The 16,950-nt window shown below is 65.4% G+C and carries 16 protein-coding genes and 4 tRNA genes; 12 read left to right on the forward strand and 8 right to left on the reverse strand.

Going from position 1 to position 16,950, the window contains the following annotated elements; all coding sequences use genetic code 11:
• The first annotated feature begins 36 nt into the window (after positions 1-36).
• From LDO54_RS06750 to LDO54_RS06770, 5 genes are all read left to right on the forward strand, one after another.
• Positions 37-112, forward strand: a tRNA-Gly gene (locus LDO54_RS06750).
• A gap of 73 nt (positions 113-185) precedes the next feature.
• A tRNA-Gly gene (locus LDO54_RS06755) sits at positions 186-261 on the forward strand.
• Between the two features lie 122 nt (positions 262-383).
• Positions 384-457: transfer RNA gene (locus tag LDO54_RS06760), tRNA-Cys, on the forward strand.
• A gap of 128 nt (positions 458-585) precedes the next feature.
• Positions 586-858: a DUF2164 domain-containing protein gene (locus tag LDO54_RS06765; RefSeq protein ID WP_224008351.1), complete on the forward strand. Its 273-nt coding sequence runs from the start codon at positions 586-588 to the stop codon at positions 856-858.
• A gap of 91 nt (positions 859-949) precedes the next feature.
• On the forward strand, positions 950-1,438 hold the full coding sequence (locus LDO54_RS06770) for a GNAT family N-acetyltransferase (protein ID WP_224008354.1): 489 nt from the start codon (positions 950-952) through the stop codon (positions 1,436-1,438).
• A 68-nt stretch (positions 1,439-1,506) separates the two neighbouring features.
• Here LDO54_RS06770 and LDO54_RS06775 read toward each other — a convergent pair whose 3' ends face one another.
• The 3 genes from LDO54_RS06775 to LDO54_RS06785 all read right to left on the reverse strand — a co-directional run bounded on the left by LDO54_RS06775 (position 1,507) and on the right by LDO54_RS06785 (position 3,568).
• Positions 1,507-2,382, reverse strand: coding sequence for a cytochrome c oxidase assembly protein (locus LDO54_RS06775; RefSeq protein WP_224008357.1), 876 nt, complete (start codon positions 2,380-2,382; stop codon positions 1,507-1,509).
• Between the two features lie 73 nt (positions 2,383-2,455).
• Positions 2,456-2,917, reverse strand: a complete 462-nt coding sequence (locus LDO54_RS06780; protein WP_224008360.1) for a copper chaperone PCu(A)C — start codon at positions 2,915-2,917, stop codon at positions 2,456-2,458.
• Positions 2,918-2,992: 75 nt separating this feature from the next.
• A complete protein-coding gene (locus LDO54_RS06785; RefSeq protein ID WP_436975520.1) occupies positions 2,993-3,568 on the reverse strand; it encodes an SCO family protein in 576 nt (191 codons plus the stop codon).
• A gap of 496 nt (positions 3,569-4,064) precedes the next feature.
• On the opposite strand from LDO54_RS06785, the gene otsB reads away from it, so the two are divergent.
• Both otsB and otsA read left to right on the forward strand, forming a co-directional pair.
• Positions 4,065-4,826 carry a trehalose-phosphatase gene (gene otsB / locus LDO54_RS06790; RefSeq protein WP_224008488.1) on the forward strand — a complete coding sequence of 254 codons (762 nt, stop codon included), beginning with the start codon at positions 4,065-4,067 and terminating at the stop codon, positions 4,824-4,826.
• Between the two features lie 85 nt (positions 4,827-4,911).
• Positions 4,912-6,312, forward strand: a complete 1,401-nt coding sequence (gene otsA, locus LDO54_RS06795) for an alpha,alpha-trehalose-phosphate synthase (UDP-forming) (protein ID WP_224008362.1) — start codon at positions 4,912-4,914, stop codon at positions 6,310-6,312.
• 118 nt (positions 6,313-6,430) lie between these two features.
• On the opposite strand, the gene LDO54_RS06800 is transcribed toward otsA, so the two are convergent.
• The gene (locus LDO54_RS06800; RefSeq protein ID WP_224008365.1) at positions 6,431-8,266 is read right to left on the reverse strand and encodes an ABC transporter ATP-binding protein; all 1,836 of its coding nucleotides are present in this window, start codon (positions 8,264-8,266) and stop codon (positions 6,431-6,433) included.
• 784 nt (positions 8,267-9,050) lie between these two features.
• Between LDO54_RS06800 and LDO54_RS06805 the strand changes: the two genes are divergently transcribed.
• From LDO54_RS06805 to LDO54_RS06815, 3 genes are all read left to right on the forward strand, one after another.
• Positions 9,051-10,115, forward strand: a complete 1,065-nt coding sequence (locus tag LDO54_RS06805) for a glycosyltransferase family 4 protein (RefSeq protein ID WP_224008367.1) — start codon at positions 9,051-9,053, stop codon at positions 10,113-10,115.
• 204 nt (positions 10,116-10,319) lie between these two features.
• On the forward strand, positions 10,320-11,213 hold the full coding sequence (locus LDO54_RS06810; protein ID WP_224008370.1) for a hypothetical protein: 894 nt from the start codon (positions 10,320-10,322) through the stop codon (positions 11,211-11,213).
• Between the two features lie 167 nt (positions 11,214-11,380).
• Positions 11,381-11,857, forward strand: coding sequence for a DUF2214 family protein (locus tag LDO54_RS06815; RefSeq protein ID WP_224008372.1), 477 nt, complete (start codon positions 11,381-11,383; stop codon positions 11,855-11,857).
• A gap of 150 nt (positions 11,858-12,007) precedes the next feature.
• Here LDO54_RS06815 and LDO54_RS06820 read toward each other — a convergent pair.
• The 4 genes from LDO54_RS06820 to LDO54_RS06835 form a co-directional block, all read right to left on the reverse strand.
• Positions 12,008-12,082: transfer RNA gene (locus LDO54_RS06820), tRNA-Val, on the reverse strand.
• A 49-nt stretch (positions 12,083-12,131) separates the two neighbouring features.
• The gene (dnaQ, locus tag LDO54_RS06825; protein WP_224008375.1) at positions 12,132-12,875 is read right to left on the reverse strand and encodes a DNA polymerase III subunit epsilon; all 744 of its coding nucleotides are present in this window, start codon (positions 12,873-12,875) and stop codon (positions 12,132-12,134) included.
• Positions 12,876-12,943: 68 nt separating this feature from the next.
• Positions 12,944-13,393, reverse strand: a complete 450-nt coding sequence (gene rnhA, locus LDO54_RS06830; protein ID WP_224008378.1) for a ribonuclease HI — start codon at positions 13,391-13,393, stop codon at positions 12,944-12,946.
• Positions 13,390-14,244 carry a class I SAM-dependent methyltransferase gene (locus tag LDO54_RS06835; RefSeq protein WP_224008380.1) on the reverse strand — a complete coding sequence of 285 codons (855 nt, stop codon included), beginning with the start codon at positions 14,242-14,244 and terminating at the stop codon, positions 13,390-13,392. Before LDO54_RS06835 ends, rnhA begins: the two co-directional genes overlap by 4 nt.
• 20 nt (positions 14,245-14,264) lie before the next feature.
• Here LDO54_RS06835 and gloB point away from each other — a divergent pair, with 20 nt between their 5' ends.
• Positions 14,265-15,113: a hydroxyacylglutathione hydrolase gene (gloB, locus tag LDO54_RS06840; RefSeq protein ID WP_224008384.1), complete on the forward strand. Its 849-nt coding sequence runs from the start codon at positions 14,265-14,267 to the stop codon at positions 15,111-15,113.
• A gap of 153 nt (positions 15,114-15,266) precedes the next feature.
• Positions 15,267-16,919 (forward strand): transglycosylase SLT domain-containing protein, encoded by a 1,653-nt coding sequence (locus LDO54_RS06845; RefSeq protein ID WP_224008387.1) that lies wholly within the window; start codon positions 15,267-15,269, stop codon positions 16,917-16,919.
• Positions 16,920-16,950 lie beyond the last annotated feature (31 nt).

A 16,950-nucleotide genomic window follows, 5' to 3' on the forward strand; every position in this document is an offset into this window, starting at 1 on the left:
GTCAATCAACGGCGAATGCAGTAAGGCAGCAAATACGCGGGAGTAGCTCAGTTGGTAGAGCGCAACCTTGCCAAGGTTGAGGTCGCGAGTTCGAGACTCGTCTCCCGCTCCAGATTCTGGATGCGGCGTTTTGCAGAAATGTGAAACGAAGTGTCGGCAGTAAAGAGTAGTGAAGCAGTAAAAATGCGGGAGTAGCTCAGTTGGTAGAGCGCAACCTTGCCAAGGTTGAGGTCGCGAGTTCGAGACTCGTCTCCCGCTCCAGCTTATCGGGGAAGCAGCGCTTCCCCTTTTGTTTGGCAGGCCGCAAGGCCGTCGCAAAAATCTGTCGGTGGTTGTGAGCGCAAGCAGTCTTCTGCGCGCCAAACATCGAACAGTCCGCTTTTGGCGCGATAGCAAAGCGGTTATGCAGCGGCCTGCAAAGCCGTGTAGGCCGGTTCGACTCCGGCTCGCGCCTCCAAGTAGTTCCAGAAAAAGCCACCTTCGGGTGGCTTTTTCTTTTTCCGCTTCGGGTTCGGTCCTCGTTCGCCATTCGCACGCTTCGTGGCGCGTGCACAATAGCGGATCGCTTCCCACCGGATCTCCGCCATGTCCATCGAACTCCCCGACGACGAGCGCGCCGCCGCGATTGCATCGATCCAGCGTTACTTCGACGCCAATATGGAGGCGCCGATCGGCAATATCGCCGCGGGCGGTTTGCTGGGCTTCTTTCTCGAAGAGATCGCGCCGGCCGTCTACAACCGCGCGATTGCCGATGCGCAGGAGCGCATGCAGGCGCGCATCGTCGAACTCGATATCGATTTGCACGAGGAGCCGTTCCAGTACTGGCGCAAGTACGAGACGCCGCGCCGCCGCAAATAGCGCGGGCGCGTTGTGCGGGCGAGGATGCGTTTGTGGCGCGCTCGCGCCGCGAGGCATAATCTGCCTTTCAGCAAGCTTCGATGGAAATCCTATGACCGCGCAGTCCCCCGCATTGCCGACCGCTCAACTCGACTGGCAATGGAAAGCATTCGATGCGCTCAGCGCGCGTGACGTCTACGCCATGCTCAAACTGCGCTCCGATGTGTTCGTGGTGGAGCAGAACTGCGTCTACGGTGACATCGACGGCGAGGACGATACCGCGTGGCATCTGTTCGCCTGGGGCGAGCGCGATGGCGTGCGTGCGCTGGCGGGCTATCTGCGCGTGCTGGTGCCGAGCGCCGACGACACCGACGTGCGCATCGGCCGCGTGGTGACGTCGCCGGCTTTTCGCGGCATCAAGCTCGGCAACGGGCTGCTCGAACGCGCGATCGGCCACATCGCGCGTCAATGGCCCGGCGTGCCGACGCGTTTGCACGCGCAGGCGCATCTGCAGAAGTTCTACGGCGCGTTCGGCTTCACGCCCGTTTCGGAGATTCACGACGAGGACGGCATCCCGCACGTGTGGATGCGCTCGGCCTGACGCCGGCATCGCCGCGACACAGGCGGCTCAAGGCGTCATTCACTCGGCAATCCGCTGTCAATCCGCCGTCAATCAGCGGATTTCACCTGCACCGCGCGCGTCTGCGCGCGGCTTCGCTTCGGCTGCGCGCGTTGCAGACGTCCGCGCGCCGAGAGCCGCATCCAGTGACGCAGGGCGATCAGCGCGCCGATCACGCTCATCATCGAGCCCGGAATCCACAGCAGCAGGCCGCCGATCTGCTGATCGCGCATCGGCGAGAGCCAGGTGAACGCGCGTCCGCAGATCGAGTAGATCGGATACAGCTCGTGCGAGGTGAAGAAGATGAACGCGCCGAGCACGATCTGCGGCGGAATCGCGGCGATCACCACCAGTACGCGCTTGCCGGGCGCGAGGCGCGCGGGCGGCGCGGGCCGCGGATCGAGCACGAGCCACCAGAACAGCAGCCCGTCGATCACCATGCTCCAGTTCATGACGCGATAAAGACGCCAATCGAGCATCGCGACGAAGTGGATCGGCGAGAGCAGCCAGAAATAAATCAGCCCGACGAACAGCGTCACGGCGACGACGGGATGCATCACCACATCGAGCGCGAGACGCACGGGACGCGCCGCGAGCGCGGGCCGCACGAAGCGCTGGCGCCACGCGAACGGAATGCCCGCGCGCAGCGCTGCGCCCGGATACGCCAGCGCGATGAAGAACGGCCCGAGGTGATGCAGCACGAGATGCTGCGCGCGGTGCATGAAGAACTCGTGCTCGAAGAAGTAATCGAGCCGCGTATGCAGCGCGACGTAGAGCGCGCCGAGCCCGAACCAGAACGAGAGACGGCGCGCGAGCGTGACGCGCGCCTTGTGTTGCCCGCGCACGAACAGCAGCGCCGCCACGCCGATCGCGATCACGACGGTCGGCGAGGGCTCCCAGGGATCGAGCCAGTAGAGCAGGTTCATCGCGATTCTCTTCGCTGGTTCATCGCGGGCTTCTGGTCGGCTTCATCGCGCGCGTTGAAGCGTCAACGCCGCCTTACTGCTGCGACGGCGGCTTCACCGCGAACGGCGCATCGAGCGTGGCGCCATCCGAGAACTTCAGCTTGATGTGCACCGTGTCGCCGGGCGCGACCTTGTGCTTCGCTTGCTCGAGCATCAGGTGATAGCCGCCCGGCGCGATCGCCAGCGTCCCGTGCGCGGGCACGGTCGCCTTGTGCACCATCACCATCTTCTGCGTCGAACCGTTCGACACCGTCTGATGCAGCATCACCATGCCGTAGTCGTCGCTCGACACGTCGACGAGATCGAGCGGCTTGTCGCCGTCGTTCTTGAGCGTGACGTAGCCCGCCGCCGGCAGGTCGTTCGGCAGCCAGCGCACCCAGGCGTTCTGCGCGCTGATCGCCGCGTCGGCCGCGTGGGCGGCGGGCGCGAAGGCGGTGAACGAGCAGGCGAGGGCGCAGCCGAGCGTTGCGGTGAGGGACTTGAGTTTCATCGTCATGGCAGTTCCTGTTGCGGGTGGTACGGGAAATCGGTTCAGGGTTCGCGGCGCGCCCGTTGGGTCTTTATCGGGTCTTCATGCGGGCGCGTCGATGATGCGGCGCACGTCCTGCGCGATCGCGGCGGGTGAGTCCTTGTCGGTCGCGAGCAGGCGTGCGTGGCCCTGCGCGTCGAACACATAGACGGCCGAGCTGTGCGTGACTTCGTAGCTGCCGTCGGGATCGCGCTTTTCCATCTGATACGCGACGCGATAGCGTTTCGCGAGCGCCTCGATCTGCGCGTCGCTGCCGGTGAGGCCGAGCGCGTGTTGCGCATCGAAGGCGCTCACGTAGGCGTGCAGGGCTTGCGGCGTGTCGCGCGTGGGATCGACGCTGATGAAGAGTATCCGCACGCGCTGCGCGTCGGGGCCGAGGTTTGCTATGACCTGCGTCAGGCGCGCCATTGTCTCGGGACAGACGTCTGGGCAATGCGTGTAGCCGAAGTAGACGAGCGCGGTCTGGCCGCGCAGGTCGCTGGCGGTCATCGGCTGGCCGTTGTCGGCGGTGAGCGTGAAGGCGAGGTCGGGCAGGTGACCGCTGACGTTCGTCAGCTGCCAGGGTTCGGCGGGATGCGAGCACGCGCCGAGCAGCGCGGCGGCCGTTGCCACGGAGATCGACAAACCGAGCGACACGCCAAGCCGCTGCGCGACGCACGCCGATCGGCGAGCAAGCTGCAAGGGGCGGGAGGCGGCGAACGGGCGGTTCAAAGGCGGTCTCAGGCTGTCTCGGGAGGCGATGCTTCGAGGGTGTCGAGCGGCACGGGCGGCGTCGCTCGCCGGGCTGGACGGTGCGCCCGGCCGTGCGTCATGCCGGTGGACTGTAGCAAAATTGCGGCCTCGCTGCCGCGCGTGCACCGGCGCGGCGCCGTCCTGTCGATAAAACGGGGACGAAATGTCGCATCGCCGCCGCATCGGAAAGCGCGCAGGCGACGCCAGCCGGACGAGGCGTCCAGGCCGCTTTTTGTGCAAGAAAGTGTGTCAAAACGCGTCTGCCGGGCCGTTTTCTCGATAATTAGAGGCAGGCGCGGTAAGATTCGCACACTTTCCCCGGCAGGCGTGCGCGCCGCCGAACTTATACCCGGCGCACGCGCCGAGGGGCGAAACACACTTGATGCAAGCAACTCCGCAAGCACTTCCCGCAGGATTGCCGTTTGACAAGACGGCATTTTTCTTCGATTTCGACGGCACGCTCGTCGAGCTCGCGCCCACGCCCGACGGCGTGCTCGTGCGTCCCGACATGCTGGCGCTGCTCGCCGAGCTGCGCCGCGCGACGCATGGCGCGGTGGCGATCGTCTCCGGGCGCGGCATCGAGAGCATCGACGATTTTCTCGGCATGCCCGATCTGCCGATCGCGGGCCTGCACGGCGCCGAGCGCCGCGACGCGAACGGCGACACGCAGCGCGTCGGATTCCACGACGCGCGCCTGCTGCACATGGAGCAGGTGCTCGCGGAAGTCGTGCGCACGCATCCGGGCACGCTGCTGGAGATCAAGGGCGCGGCGCTCGCGCTGCACTACCGCAACGCGCCCGAGCACGAGAACGTGGCGCGCGCGGCCACCGAGGCGCTCGCCGCCGAATTCGCCGACGCCTACGTGCTCCAGCCCGGCAAGATGGTCTACGAAATCAAGCCCAAGGACGTCGACAAGGGCCGCGCGATGCGCGCGTTCCTCGACGAGCCGCCGTTCGCGGGCCGCACGCCGGTGTTCGCCGGCGACGATCTGACCGACGAAAAGGGCTTCGCCGTGGTCAACGAGCGTGGCGGCCTGTCGATCAAGGTCGGCGGCGGCGACACGATCGCGCGCACGCGCGTCGACTCGGTCGAGGCGCTGCTCGCCTGGCTCGCCGCACTGGTCGCCCCGGCGCGCGGCGCCTGATGGCGTCTCGCGCGTTGCTTTATCCGCTTCTCGCGCCGGCTGGTCCGGCGCATCTGTTTTTCTCCCAGCACGGAACCCGCATCTCATGAGCCGACTGATCATCGTGTCGAACCGGGTCGCGCCGATCTCCGAAGGCGGCCCGGCCGCGGGCGGTCTCGCGGTCGGCGTGTACGACGCACTCAAGGAAACCGGCGGCATGTGGTTCGGCTGGAGCGGCGACGTGCTGTCGTCCGGCCAGCCGCACATCCAGCTCGAGGAACGCGGCCCCGTCACGTTCGCGACCATCGGCCTGTTGCGCCGCGATTACGACCAGTACTACCGCGGCTTTTCGAACGCCACGCTGTGGCCCGCGTTCCACTATCGCAGCGATCTGGTCCAGTACGACCGCCACGACTACGAAGGCTATTGCCGCGTGAACGCGTGGCTCGCGCAGCAGCTCGTGCCGCTCCTGCACGACGACGACGTCATCTGGGTCCACGACTATCACCTGATCCCGTTCGCGCAGGCGTTGCGCGCGGCGGGCGTGAAGAACCGCATCGGCTTCTTCCTGCACATTCCGTTTCCGGCCTCGCAGGTGCTGCTGGCGGTGCCGCCGCATCGCGAACTGGTCGAGGCGCTGTGTTCGTTCGACCTGCTCGGTTTTCAGACCAAGCCCGATCTGCGCGCGTTCTGCGATTACATCGTCAACGAGGCGGACGGCTCGGTCGAAAAGCGCGCCGACGGTCTCACGCAGATCACGGCCTTCGGCAAGACGCTGGCCGCGAACGACTATCCGATCGGCGTCTATCCCGACGAAGTCGCCGAACTCGCCAAGGCCGGCGAGCGCGGCAAGCCGGTGCGCACGCTGAAGGCGGCGCTGCATGGCCGCAAGGTCATCATGAGCGTCGACCGCCTCGATTATTCGAAGGGTCTGGTCGAGCGCTTCCGTGCTTTCGAGCGGCTGCTCGAAGGCGCGCCGGCGCAGCGCAACAAGGTCTCGTTCGTGCAGATCGCGCCGCCCACGCGCGCCGATCTGCATGCGTATCAGGACATCCGTCTGCGGCTCGAAGCGGAGTCGGGGCGCATCAACGGACGCTTCGCCGAACTCGACTGGACGCCGATCTGGTACATCCATCGCCAGTACGAGCGCGCCGTGCTCGCGGCGCTGTTCCGCGCCTCGCACGTCGGCTATGTCACGCCGCTGCGCGACGGCATGAACCTCGTCGCGAAGGAGTATGTGTCCGCGCAGGATCCCGAGAATCCGGGCGTGCTGGTGCTGTCGCGGTTCGCGGGCGCGGCGCAGGAGCTGGGCGGCGCGCTGATCGTCAATCCGCTCGACATCGACGGCATGGCCGACGCGCTAGGCAAGGCGCTGGCGATGCCGCTGGCGGAGCGCCTCGCGCGCTACAACGACATGATGGTGCAGCTGCGCGAGAACAACGTCTCGGTCTGGCGCGACCGCTTCATGCGCGATCTCACGGACGTGCCCGCGCGACGGAGCGCGTAGCGTGTAGCGCACGGCGTGACGCGTCACGCCTGACACACTCGCCAGCAAAGAAAAAGCCGCTTCGAAGGAAGCGGCTTTTTTTGTGCCCGATGTTTGCGAAGATCAGTGCGCGAACAAGTCAGGCAACGTGCTTTTCGTCGGCTTTCTTGCTGCCCAGATGCAGCGTCGAGCCCTTGCCGTACTGCTTCGCGAGCAGCTCGCGATACAGGCCCGGACGGTTGCGCAGCTCCTCGGGATTGCCGTCGTCGATCACCTTGCCCGCGCTCATCACGATGATGCGGTCGAAGTTCTGCAGCGTCGACAGACGGTGCGCGATGGCGATCACGGTGCGGCCCACCATCAGGCGGTCGAGCGCTTGCTGGATCGCTTCTTCCGAGGCGCTGTCGAGCGCCGAAGTGGCTTCGTCGAGCAGGAGGATCGGCGCGTTCTTGAGGATCGCGCGCGCGATCGCGATGCGCTGGCGCTGGCCGCCCGAGAGCTTCACGCCGCGGTCGCCCACGATCGTGTCGTAGCCTTCGGGCATCGCCTCGATGAAGTCGGCGCAGCGCGCCTCGCGGGCGGCGGCGAGCACTTCCTCGCGGCTCGCCTCGGGGCGGCCGTAGGCGATGTTTTCGTAGATCGAGCGGTGCAGCAGCGAGATGTCCTGCGGCACCAGCGCGATGGCGTGGCGCAGGCTGTCCTGCGTGACATGCGAAATGTCCTGGCCGTCGATCTTGATCGCGCCGCCCTGGGTCTCGTAGAAGTGCTGCAGCAGCGCGAGCACGGTGGTCTTGCCCGCGCCCGACTTGCCGATCAGGCCCACGCGCTGACCGGCTTCGATACGCAGGTCGAAGTGGTCGAGAATCGGCTTGCGATGCGGGTAGGCGAAGGTCACGCCCTCGAACTCCACGCGGCCGCCTTGCGCGACGAGCTCGCTCGCGTCGTCGCGGTCGGGCATGCCGTGCGGCTCCAGCAGCGTCTGTACGGCTTCGGCCAGACGCGCCACGTGCTGCGTGACGTCGACGAGCGCCACGGCCAGGTCGCGCGTGCCGTGCAGGATCGTGAAGCCCAGCGAGCTCACGAGCACGATGTCGCCCGAGGTGGCCTTGCCCTGATCCCAGAGCCACAGCGCCCAGCCGAGCAGGCCGGCCGACAGCATGGCCGTGATCACGGCGTGCAGCAGACGCAGCTTTTCGAGGTAGAGCAGGCTCTGGCGGCGCGCGTCGAGTTCGGCCTTGACGGTCGAGCCGAAGCGCTTCTGCTCGCGAAACGTCATACCAAAGGCGCGCACGAGCGCCATGTTGCCGATCACGTCGACGAGCTCGCCGTCCACCGCCGCCGCCCGCGAGGCGAACGTGTGGTGACGCGCCGAGCCGCGCCCGGCCAGCTTGAACAGGATCACCGAGAGAATCGCCGAGCAGAGCAGCAGACCGCCCGCCATCAGCGGATTCACGGCGATGATCATGACGATCGCGCCCGCCACCGCGATGCACGGCGGCAGCACGTTCCAGGCGGTGGTGTTCTCGGCGGTGTAGACGGCGTTCGAGGTGGCGGTGATCCGGCTCGCGAGCGTGCCGGGTTGCTTCTCCGCGTAATAAGTGGGCGAGTGGCCGCTCAGGTACTGGAACAGGTCGCGCCTCAGGTCGCCGGTGACGGCGACGAAAGTGTGCGCGGCGAACCAGCCGCCGACCCGCCAGAGCAGGTTGTCGGCGGCGATCAGGCCCACGAGGATCGCGAACGCGGTCCACAGCGGACCCGGATGGTGGCGGCCGGTACCGAGCACGTCGATCAGATGCTTGATCGCGTACTGCGAGGCGAGCGCGCAGCCGACGGCCGCGAACACGCTGGCCAGCACGACGGCGTGGGCGAACGGGTGGCGCTTGATGTAGCGGAAAAGGAACGCGAGCGGCCGCCGCGCATAGCTCGCGAGCTTTGCGTTGTGGGCGTTACGCTGGGCGATGGTCAGATGTTCCAATTGATCGGTGGTCGGTCTGACGGAGCTTTGTCCGTACGAGGTGGAAAAAGGGATAGGAAGGCGCAACGGCAAACCTGACGGAATACCCGCATTGTAAACATCCAATACGCGGGGCGCATGCCCCGTGCCCGATGCGCGCGCATCTTATCGCGACTGCGTGGCAATCGGTGTGCCTTCCTGCAAGGTGTCGTGGCCGAGGTTCAGCAGGTTTTCCCGGCCTTTTTAGAGATACAATTATGGATTGCGTTCGGGATTCGTCGAGGCGTTTTCGCATCGTGCGATCCGAATCATCCCAGGATGGACCTGGTCGCCGCGCGGCAATCGTAAGAAAAATCGTACGAACGCGCTGCGGGGCGCGCCAGGCAGCATTCGACGCTCCGGTTTCGGATGCGAGCGCGGTGCGCCGCCCGGAAACGTCCCATCAATCTATAACTGTCTTTAAAAACAGTGGGTTGTGGAGTGTTTCCAGTTTGTAACAACGTAAAGACTTTGAAATGTTCTAGCCGGCCATGGGTGCAAACCCGGATAATGCCGACTCGAATGGCGTAGGGAATTTGACAGCTTGTGTGTCAACGACCGCGAACCCTGCGCGTTTACCGCCTGAGCCGCCGCGCGTGACGATCCGTTACGAAAGAACTGCGTCGGTCAGTGTGCCGGGCATCCGGCGCGGTCAGCGGTACAGAACGCCTGGCAGGGCGAGCGGCATGGATGCCGCGGCTCGCGAGGTCGATTGTCAAACTTGCAGTACTTTGCCCGATTTATTACGAGGAAGGAGTTCACCACTATGCGAATCGCTCAAATCGCTCCGTTGCACGAGGCGGTTCCTCCCAAGCTCTACGGCGGCACGGAACGGGTGGTCTCCTACCTGACCGAAGCGCTGGTCGAACAGGGTCACGATGTTACGCTGTTCGCGAGCGGCGATTCGATCACCTCGGCGAAGCTCGAAGCGTTCTGGCCGCAGGCGCTGCGCCTCGACCCGACGATTCGCGACGTGATGGCCCCGCACATGCTGCTGCTCGAAGAAGTGCGCCGCCGCGCGCATGAATTCGACGTGCTGCATTTCCACATCGATTACTACCCGTTCTCGCTGTTCCAGCGTCAGGAAGTGCCCTTCGTCACGACGATGCACGGCCGCCTGGACCTGCCGGAACTGCAGCCGATCTTCAACGCGTTCAGCGACGTGCCGGTCGTCTCGATCTCGGACAACCAGCGCCTGCCGCTGCAGCAAGCCAACTGGCAGCAGACCGTCTACCACGGCCTGCCGGAAGACGTGCTGCGTCCGATCGACAACGTCGAGCCGGGCTACCTCGCGTTCCTCGGCCGCGTCTCGCCGGAGAAGGGTCTCGACAAGGCGATCCGCATCGCCGGTCAGGCTGGCATGAAGCTCAAGGTCGCCGCCAAGATCGACAAGGCCGACCGCGCCTACTACGAAGAAGTCATCAAGCCGCTGATGGCGCAGTCGCACGTCGAGTACATCGGCGAAATCGGCGAGCACGAAAAGCGTGAATTCCTCGGCAACGCGCACGCGCTGGTGTTCCCGATCGACTGGCCGGAGCCCTTCGGTCTGGTCATGATCGAAGCCATGGCTTGCGGCACGCCGGTCATCGCGTTCAAGCGCGGTTCGGTGCCGGAAGTGATCGACAACGGCGTGTCGGGTTTCGTCGTCGAAGACGAAATCAGCGCAGTCGCCGCAGTCAAGCGCCTGCCGACGCTGTCGCGCGAGAAGGTGCGTGGCGCGTTCGAATCGCGTTTCTCGTCGAAGGTCATGGCGAAGAACTACGTCGCCGTGTACGAAGAAATGCTGCGCCAGAAGCGCCGCACCGTGCTGCGCGAAGTCAACGCCAGCTAAGCGTGTGGTTTGAGCCGTCCCCCGGACGGCTCGCACGGATTTTCACAACGCCTCAGTGCTTCGCACTGGGGCGTTGTTACATTTACGCCGCACACAACGGTCCTCACCGGCGACGAGTGGGAGGCGCGGCGGCAATGTCCCTATAATGGCCGTTCCGCGAAATTGGGCGGCCTCTTTTTACGACAGCGACACAGGAGAAGTGCCTTGGCAAGAACCCGACCGACGCGCGCCGTCACCGTTCCTGGTGCCGGCACGATGTTCGCGTTGCGTGCGATCGGTCTCGTGATCCTTGCGCGCTGGCTCCACTCGATGGCGCAGATGAATTTCATCGCGGCGCTCGAGGGGATGGCCTCGTCGCCGGTCGCGTGCCTGAATCTCGTGTTCCTGTTTCTGCTGATCGTGCTGCCGGGCGCCAAGGCGCGCATGGAGCGGCCGTTCCATCCGCTGCCGCAGTGGCTGCGCCAGGCGCTGCGTGTCTTCGGCATTTTCGGCTGCCTGTTCGCGCTCTGGTCGATTGGCGCCTTCGCGTGGCTGGCGGGCTGGCGGCGCGCGGTGCATGCGGCCGCCGAGACCAACGGCTGGCTCGTGGTGTTGCCCGCGCTGTACGCAGCCGTCGTGTGGATCTGCCGTCCGCGCGCGCTGTGGCGGTCGAATTTCGCGGCGCGGCGCTTTGCGATCGGGCGCTATGCCGTGTCGATCGATGTCGCGACGCGCACCACGGTGGTCTGGCTCGAAAGCCGCAAGCTCGGCCAGTACGACGCGCGCGAATTGTCGGTGCGCTGGCCGCATGGCGCGCAGGCGGGGAAGGGTGTCCCGGATCGCGCGCCGGTGACGACGGCCGCGCCGCTCGAATCCGAAGCCGCGATCGCCGCGTCGTCGACTGAACCCGTCACGCAGGCTGCCCCGATTACCGCGCTCGTGCCGGTTCAGGCGGCCTCGGCCGCGCCAACGCACGAACGCCGTCCGAAAATCGAATTGATGTGGGACTCGCCGGCGGCGGCGGGCCACAATCGTCAGACCGTGTTCCGCCTGCGTCTCATGACCGAAGGCGACCGCGTGGCCGCTCGCGCGCTGGATGCCGCGCTGAAGCAGGTCTGATCCGCGAGCGCGGTTCGCCGCCGCGCTTTTCGCGTTTCTGCTATTCGTTGTGCTTGCCGTCGCTCGGCTTTCAGTCGATTCACTTCCGGCCGATCCGATTCCTGCCGTATCCGCGGAGCGCGCTCCGCCGCAGCTTGCCGATCCATCGTCGCTTCGAAGGAGTCGCCATGCTTGTCCGCTGGTTGCTTGCCGCCATCCATCTGCTGGCTTTTGGTTTCGCGCTCGCCTCGATCGTGCGGCGCTCGCGCGGCCTGCGCCGCTGCACCTCGACCGAAGCGCTGCCCGCCATCTTCAGCGCCGATAACGGCTGGGGCGGCTCGGCGGTCGTGCTGATCATCACGGGCGCGATGCGCGCGTTCGGCGGTTTTGAAAAGGGCGCCGACTACTATCTCCACGAACCGCTCTTTCACGTGAAGATGGGCGCGCTCGTGCTGATCCTCGCGCTGGAAATCGTGCCGATGATGGCGCTGCTGCGCTGGCGCAACGCCGTCAAAAACGGCGACGTGCCCGATCTCACGCGCGCGCCGCAGTACGCGCGCATCGGGCGGTGGCAGACGCTGCTGCTCATCGTGATGGTGTTTGCCGCGACGGGTATGGCGCGCGGCATCGGGCTGGCGGGCATGGATGCGGATGGCGCGTCGTAGCGGGGCGCTCGCGTGGAAGTGATTCATCAGCAATCCGAAGCGATGATCGACGCGACGATTGCCGAACGCGAGCGGCAATGAAAAAAGCCCCGTTGCTTGCGCAACGGGGCTTTTTATCTTCGGTGCTTGTCTTTACCAACACCAGAATCCTGGTGGGTAGTACTGGGATCGAACCAGTGACCCCTGCCGTGTGAAGGCAGTGCTCTACCGCTGAGCTAACCACCCGAAGAGATTCAAATTATGCCGGGCATTTTCAGTCTTGTAAAGCCCTTTTTTAAGTATTTTGCACAGTACCCGAATTTTCTTCGACGACGGGCTGCGTGCGCCAGACCGAGGTGCCCTTGATCTGCTTGTCGAGACCGTCGAGCAGGGCGTCGTGTTCGCTTATCTCGTCGGCGCTCGCGGCGATCACGGGCAGCGCGAGCGTCTCGAAGCGCACGCGCGGCGTGGCGGTCGCGTCGTCGGCATCGTGTGCGCTCGACATGTCGATCACGAGGCTTTCCTGGCCGCGCGTCATCGCCAGATAGACTTCGGCGAGCAGTTCCGAGTCGAGCAGTGCGCCGTGCAGCGTGCGGTGCGCGTTGCTGATGCCGAAGCGGTCGCACAGCGCGTCGAGCGAATTGCGCTTGCCCGGGAAGATCTGCTTGGCCTGCACGAGCGTGTCGATCACGTCGCCGCAATGTTGCTTGAGCGGCGGCTTGCCGACCATCGCAAGCTCGGCATCGAGAAAGCCGATGTCGAACGGCGCGTTGTGAATGATGAGTTCCGCGCCGCGAATGAAGTCGAGAATCTCGTTCGCGACTTCGGCGAACTTCGGCTTGTCCGAGAGGAACTCGGTGGTCAGGCCGTGCACCGCGAGCGCGCCCGGATCGCTGTCGCGTTCGGGGTTGATGTAGAAGTGCAGGTTGTTGCCGGTGAGCCGGCGATTGAGCAGCTCGACGCAGCCGATTTCGATGATGCGGTCGCCCGTGCGGGCGTTCAGGCCGGTGGTTTCGGTATCGAGAATGATCTGGCGCATGGCGTTTGAAACAGGATTGCGTGGGCGGCGCGCGCGGCCGGAGCCAGGGCGCGCGGCGTTCTAGTGGCTCAGAGTTCGTTGAGGGTGGCGACGCCGCGGTTCGCGAGCGCGTCGGCGCGCTCGTTCTCCGGGTGGCCGGCGTGGCCCTTGACCCAGCGCCATTCCACCTCGTGCTGCGCGACGAGCGCGTCGAGGCGCTTCCAGAGGTCGTCGTTCTTGACCGGCGTTTTCGCGGCGGTCATCCAGTTCTTCTTCTTCCAGCCGTGGATCCACTCGCTGATGCCTTTCTGCACGTATTGCGAATCGGTGTGCACGATCACCTTGCACGGACGCTTGAGCGCCTCGAGCGCGGCGATCACGCCCATCAGCTCCATGCGGTTGTTGGTCGTGCCGGCCTCGCCGCCGAACAGTTCCTTTTCCTGCGCGCCGAAGCGCAGCAGCGCGCCCCAGCCGCCGGGGCCGGGGTTGCCCTTGCAGGCGCCGTCCGTGAAGATTTCGACGAAGTCGGGTGTGCTCATGAGTCCTTGTTGCGAGTAGGGGAAGGGGTGGTGGCCGCGGCCTTCAGGCTCGGCGCCAGCACCGGTTTCTTGACCTTCAGCGATCCGACGAGACGCATGCCGCGCACACGCTTGATTGCCGTGACCATATAGACGGCGCCGAAAATCGCCCACCAGCGGTCGCCCGCGGCTTCCATGAAGCCATAGCGGCCGAGCCATTTGTCGGTCGAAAGCGGCGGACGATAGCAGCCGAAGCGCCCGCGCTCAAGCTCGAAGCCGAGCAGCTTGATCCAGTCTTTCAGGCGCGTGAACGCGATCAGATCCTGGCGCGCGGGCAGGAACGGGCGGCCCGTGAGCTTGCCCGCCGACTGGCGCGCGCCCCACAGCGACAGCGAGTTGAAGCCGACGATCACGAGCTGGCCCTCGGGCATCAGCACGCGTTCGGCTTCGCGCAGCAGACGGTGCGGGTCGCTCGTGAATTCGAGCGTGTGCGGCATCACGATCAGGTCGACGCTCTGCGCCTCGAACGGCAGATCGAGATGATCGCACCAGACGGTGCTGCGCCCGGCGGGGGCATGCAGCGAGGGCGCGGCGCTCGTGTCGATGCGGCCGCCGTTGATTGTCGTGCCAGATGCAGCACCCGGCACGACATAAGGCGCGCTGGCCGCGCTGGCGCCGTCGAGCACGAGCGCGCGGCACGACATGCGGTTTTCGCGCAGCGCGTCGAGTTGCGGCAGGCCGATTTGCAGCGCATGGTAGCCGAAAATGTTCGACACCATGCGGTCCAGTTGCTCCTGCTCCCAGTCGAGCACGTACCTTCCGGCGGGCGAAGCAGTCCAGGCGGGCCAGTCTATAATCGTTCGGTCAGACATGTCGAAGAGTACGTCGCCCCATGAAGAGTCCGCTTGAGCACGCAGGCGCACCATCCGCTGCGCTCGAATACGTGCCGGTTCCGGCTTTTGAAGATAACTACATCTGGGTCGTGTCGGATGGCCGCAATGCCGTGGCCGTCGATCCGGGCGACGCCGCGCCGGTTCGCGATTATGTGGCGAAACGAGGCTGGCGGCTCTGCGCTATTTTACTCACCCATCACCACAACGACCACGTCGGCGGAGTGGCCGATCTCCTTTCGGATGAGCGCGTGCCCGTCTACGGCCCGGTCGGCGAGGCGCTCGGCCCGCTCGATCCGTTCGTCACGCGCGTGCGTGGCGGCGACACGGTGCGTATCGGGCTCGCCCCGCAGGCGTCCGCGCTCGACCTGAAGGTGATGGACGTGCCGGGCCACACGCGCGGCCACATCGCGTATTTCCAGGCGGCGGGGGCGGGCAACGCCGTGCCCCATCTCTTTTGCGGCGACACGCTGTTCGCCTGCGGCTGCGGCCGCCTTTTCGAAGGCACGCCCGCGCAGATGCTCGCATCGCTCGATTCGTTCGCGGCGCTGCCTGGCGACACCCAGGTTCATTGCGCCCACGAATACACGCTCTCTAACATTCGTTTCGCGCTCGCCTGCGATCCCGGCAACGCCGCGCTGCGCGACTGGAGCGCGAAGGCTTCCGCGCTACGCGAACGCGGCGTGCCGACGCTGCCGACCACGATCGCTCACGAGCGTGCCGTGAATCCCTTTCTGCGCGCCGACGATCCCGCCGTGCAGGCCACGCTGGCCGAAGCGCTGCATGAAACGGTGCCCGACCGCCTGGCCGCATTCACGCTGATGCGCGAGTGGAAGAACAGGTTCCGCTGACCCAGCGCCATGCGTGGGTATGCTCATCCCAAACGTATGGAACTGCACCCAAGCTGCGGATTTTCATGGCTTTTTCCAATTATTCCGATTGACGGAAACGTGTGCGTTCCGTACTATCGGCTGCAAATTCCAGCCTTGCGGATGTAGACGTTCATGCGATTTATCCTCAGTGCGCTGCTGGTCCTCATGCTCGCCGCGTGCGCGAGCGGCGGGCCTGCGGCGAATTCAGCCAGCTCACTTTCTCCCGCCGATCCCCAGGCGCGCGCCGACCAGATCCGTAAGACTTCCGCAGCGAAAGAAACGATTAACGTCGATAACGGCTCGGTCGATCAGCTCACGAGTCCCGACGCCGATCTTTGGGGCCGCATTCGTCGCGGCTTCCAGATGCCCGATCTGCAAAGCGATCTGGTCGACATGAATGCGCAGTGGTATGCGGAGCGCCCCGACTACGTGGCGCGCATGACCGAGCGCTCGCAAAAATATCTGTACCACATCGTCGAGGAGCTCGAAGCGCGTCATATGCCGACCGAGCTCGCGCTGCTGCCGTTCATCGAATCCGCCTATAACCCGCAGGCGCTGTCGGTCGCGAAGGCCGCGGGCATGTGGCAGTTCGTGCCGGGCACGGGCCGCACCTACAACCTCAAGCAGAACATGTGGCAGGACGAGCGCCGCGACGTGCTGGCCTCGACCAGCGCCGCGCTCGATTACCTCTCGCGTCTGCACGACATGTTCGGCGACTGGTATCTCGCGCTCGCCGCGTACAACTGGGGCGAGGGCAACGTGCAGCGCGCCATCGCGCGCAACCAGGCCGCCGGTCTGCCGACCGACTACCAGAGCCTGCGCATGCCCAACGAGACGCGCAACTACGTGCCGAAGCTCCAGGCGGTCAAGAACATCGTGATGAATCCGCAGCAGTACGGCCTCACGCTGCCTTCGATCCCGAACCACCCGTATTTCGTCACCGTCACCACGTCGCACGACATCGACGTGGACGTCGCCGCCAAGCTCGCGAACATGGCGCCGGACGAGTTCCGCTCGCTCAATCCGTCGTTCAAGAAGCCGGTCATTCTCGGCGCGACCGATCCGCAGATCCTGCTGCCGTTCGATAACGCCAGCGCGTTCGAGCGCAACCTGAAGTCGTATTCGGGCCAGCTTTCGTCGTGGACCGTCTACACGACCGACTCGCGCGCCACGCCGGCGGCCATCGCGCAGAAGATCGGCGTGGACGCGGACACGCTCATGTCGGTCAACAAGATTCCGTCGGGCATGCGCCTGAAGGCGGGCTCGACGCTCGTGGTGCCGCGCACCGACGACGGCGACGACGAAGACATCAGCGCCGACGTCGCGGAAAGCGCCGTGCTCGCGATGGAGCCGGACGTGCCCGACACGCGCAAGATGCTGATCCGCGTGCGCCGCAAGCAGTCGATGGAAACGATCGCGGGCCGCTATGGCGTCTCGGTCGGCCAGCTCAAGGCGTGGAACCGTACGCATCGCGACCTGGTTTCGCCGGGTCAGGTGCTGGTGCTGCACGTGCCGGTCGGCAAGTCGATACCGAGCGAGCCGGGCCCCGAGCGTCTGGCAACGAACGTTTCCGGTGGTGGCGTGCAGCGCATCGGCACCCGTATTGCAGACACCGGCTCGAAGTCGCGCTACGATAAGAAGCACGGTCGCGCGCATAACGATGTCGTCAAGGTTTCCGAACCGGTCAAGGCGAAGTCCTCCAGCGCAGCGCCCAGCAAGGCGTCGAAGGGTACGGCGAGCCGCTCGAAGGCCGACACCCACACGCAGAAGCACACGTCCAAATAGCGGCCGCGTAGGGTGCTCAGCCATGTGTTGC

Origin of the sequence: Paraburkholderia tropica (assembly GCF_914484835.1) — a bacterium.
Classification (GTDB): Bacteria; Pseudomonadota; Gammaproteobacteria; order Burkholderiales; family Burkholderiaceae; genus Paraburkholderia; species Paraburkholderia tropica_A.

What these genes read in the sequence shown, in the direction of transcription:
- LDO54_RS06775 (WP_224008357.1), bottom strand. Translation starts at nt 2,382, where the DNA reads ATGAACCTGCTCTACTGGCTCGATCCCTGGGAGCCCTCGCCGACCGTC.
- gloB (WP_224008384.1), top strand. Translation starts at nt 14,265, where the DNA reads ATGAAGAGTCCGCTTGAGCACGCAGGCGCACCATCCGCTGCGCTCGAA.
- otsB (WP_224008488.1), top strand. Translation starts at nt 4,065, where the DNA reads ATGCAAGCAACTCCGCAAGCACTTCCCGCAGGATTGCCGTTTGACAAG.
- LDO54_RS06815 (WP_224008372.1), top strand. Translation starts at nt 11,381, where the DNA reads ATGCTTGTCCGCTGGTTGCTTGCCGCCATCCATCTGCTGGCTTTTGGT.
- rnhA (WP_224008378.1), bottom strand. Translation starts at nt 13,393, where the DNA reads ATGAGCACACCCGACTTCGTCGAAATCTTCACGGACGGCGCCTGCAAG.
- LDO54_RS06770 (WP_224008354.1), top strand. Translation starts at nt 950, where the DNA reads ATGACCGCGCAGTCCCCCGCATTGCCGACCGCTCAACTCGACTGGCAA.
- LDO54_RS06765 (WP_224008351.1), top strand. Translation starts at nt 586, where the DNA reads ATGTCCATCGAACTCCCCGACGACGAGCGCGCCGCCGCGATTGCATCG.
- LDO54_RS06780 (WP_224008360.1), bottom strand. Translation starts at nt 2,917, where the DNA reads ATGACGATGAAACTCAAGTCCCTCACCGCAACGCTCGGCTGCGCCCTC.
- LDO54_RS06805 (WP_224008367.1), top strand. Translation starts at nt 9,051, where the DNA reads ATGCGAATCGCTCAAATCGCTCCGTTGCACGAGGCGGTTCCTCCCAAG.
- LDO54_RS06835 (WP_224008380.1), bottom strand. Translation starts at nt 14,244, where the DNA reads ATGTCTGACCGAACGATTATAGACTGGCCCGCCTGGACTGCTTCGCCC.
- dnaQ (WP_224008375.1), bottom strand. Translation starts at nt 12,875, where the DNA reads ATGCGCCAGATCATTCTCGATACCGAAACCACCGGCCTGAACGCCCGC.
- LDO54_RS06845 (WP_224008387.1), top strand. Translation starts at nt 15,267, where the DNA reads ATGCGATTTATCCTCAGTGCGCTGCTGGTCCTCATGCTCGCCGCGTGC.
- otsA (WP_224008362.1), top strand. Translation starts at nt 4,912, where the DNA reads ATGAGCCGACTGATCATCGTGTCGAACCGGGTCGCGCCGATCTCCGAA.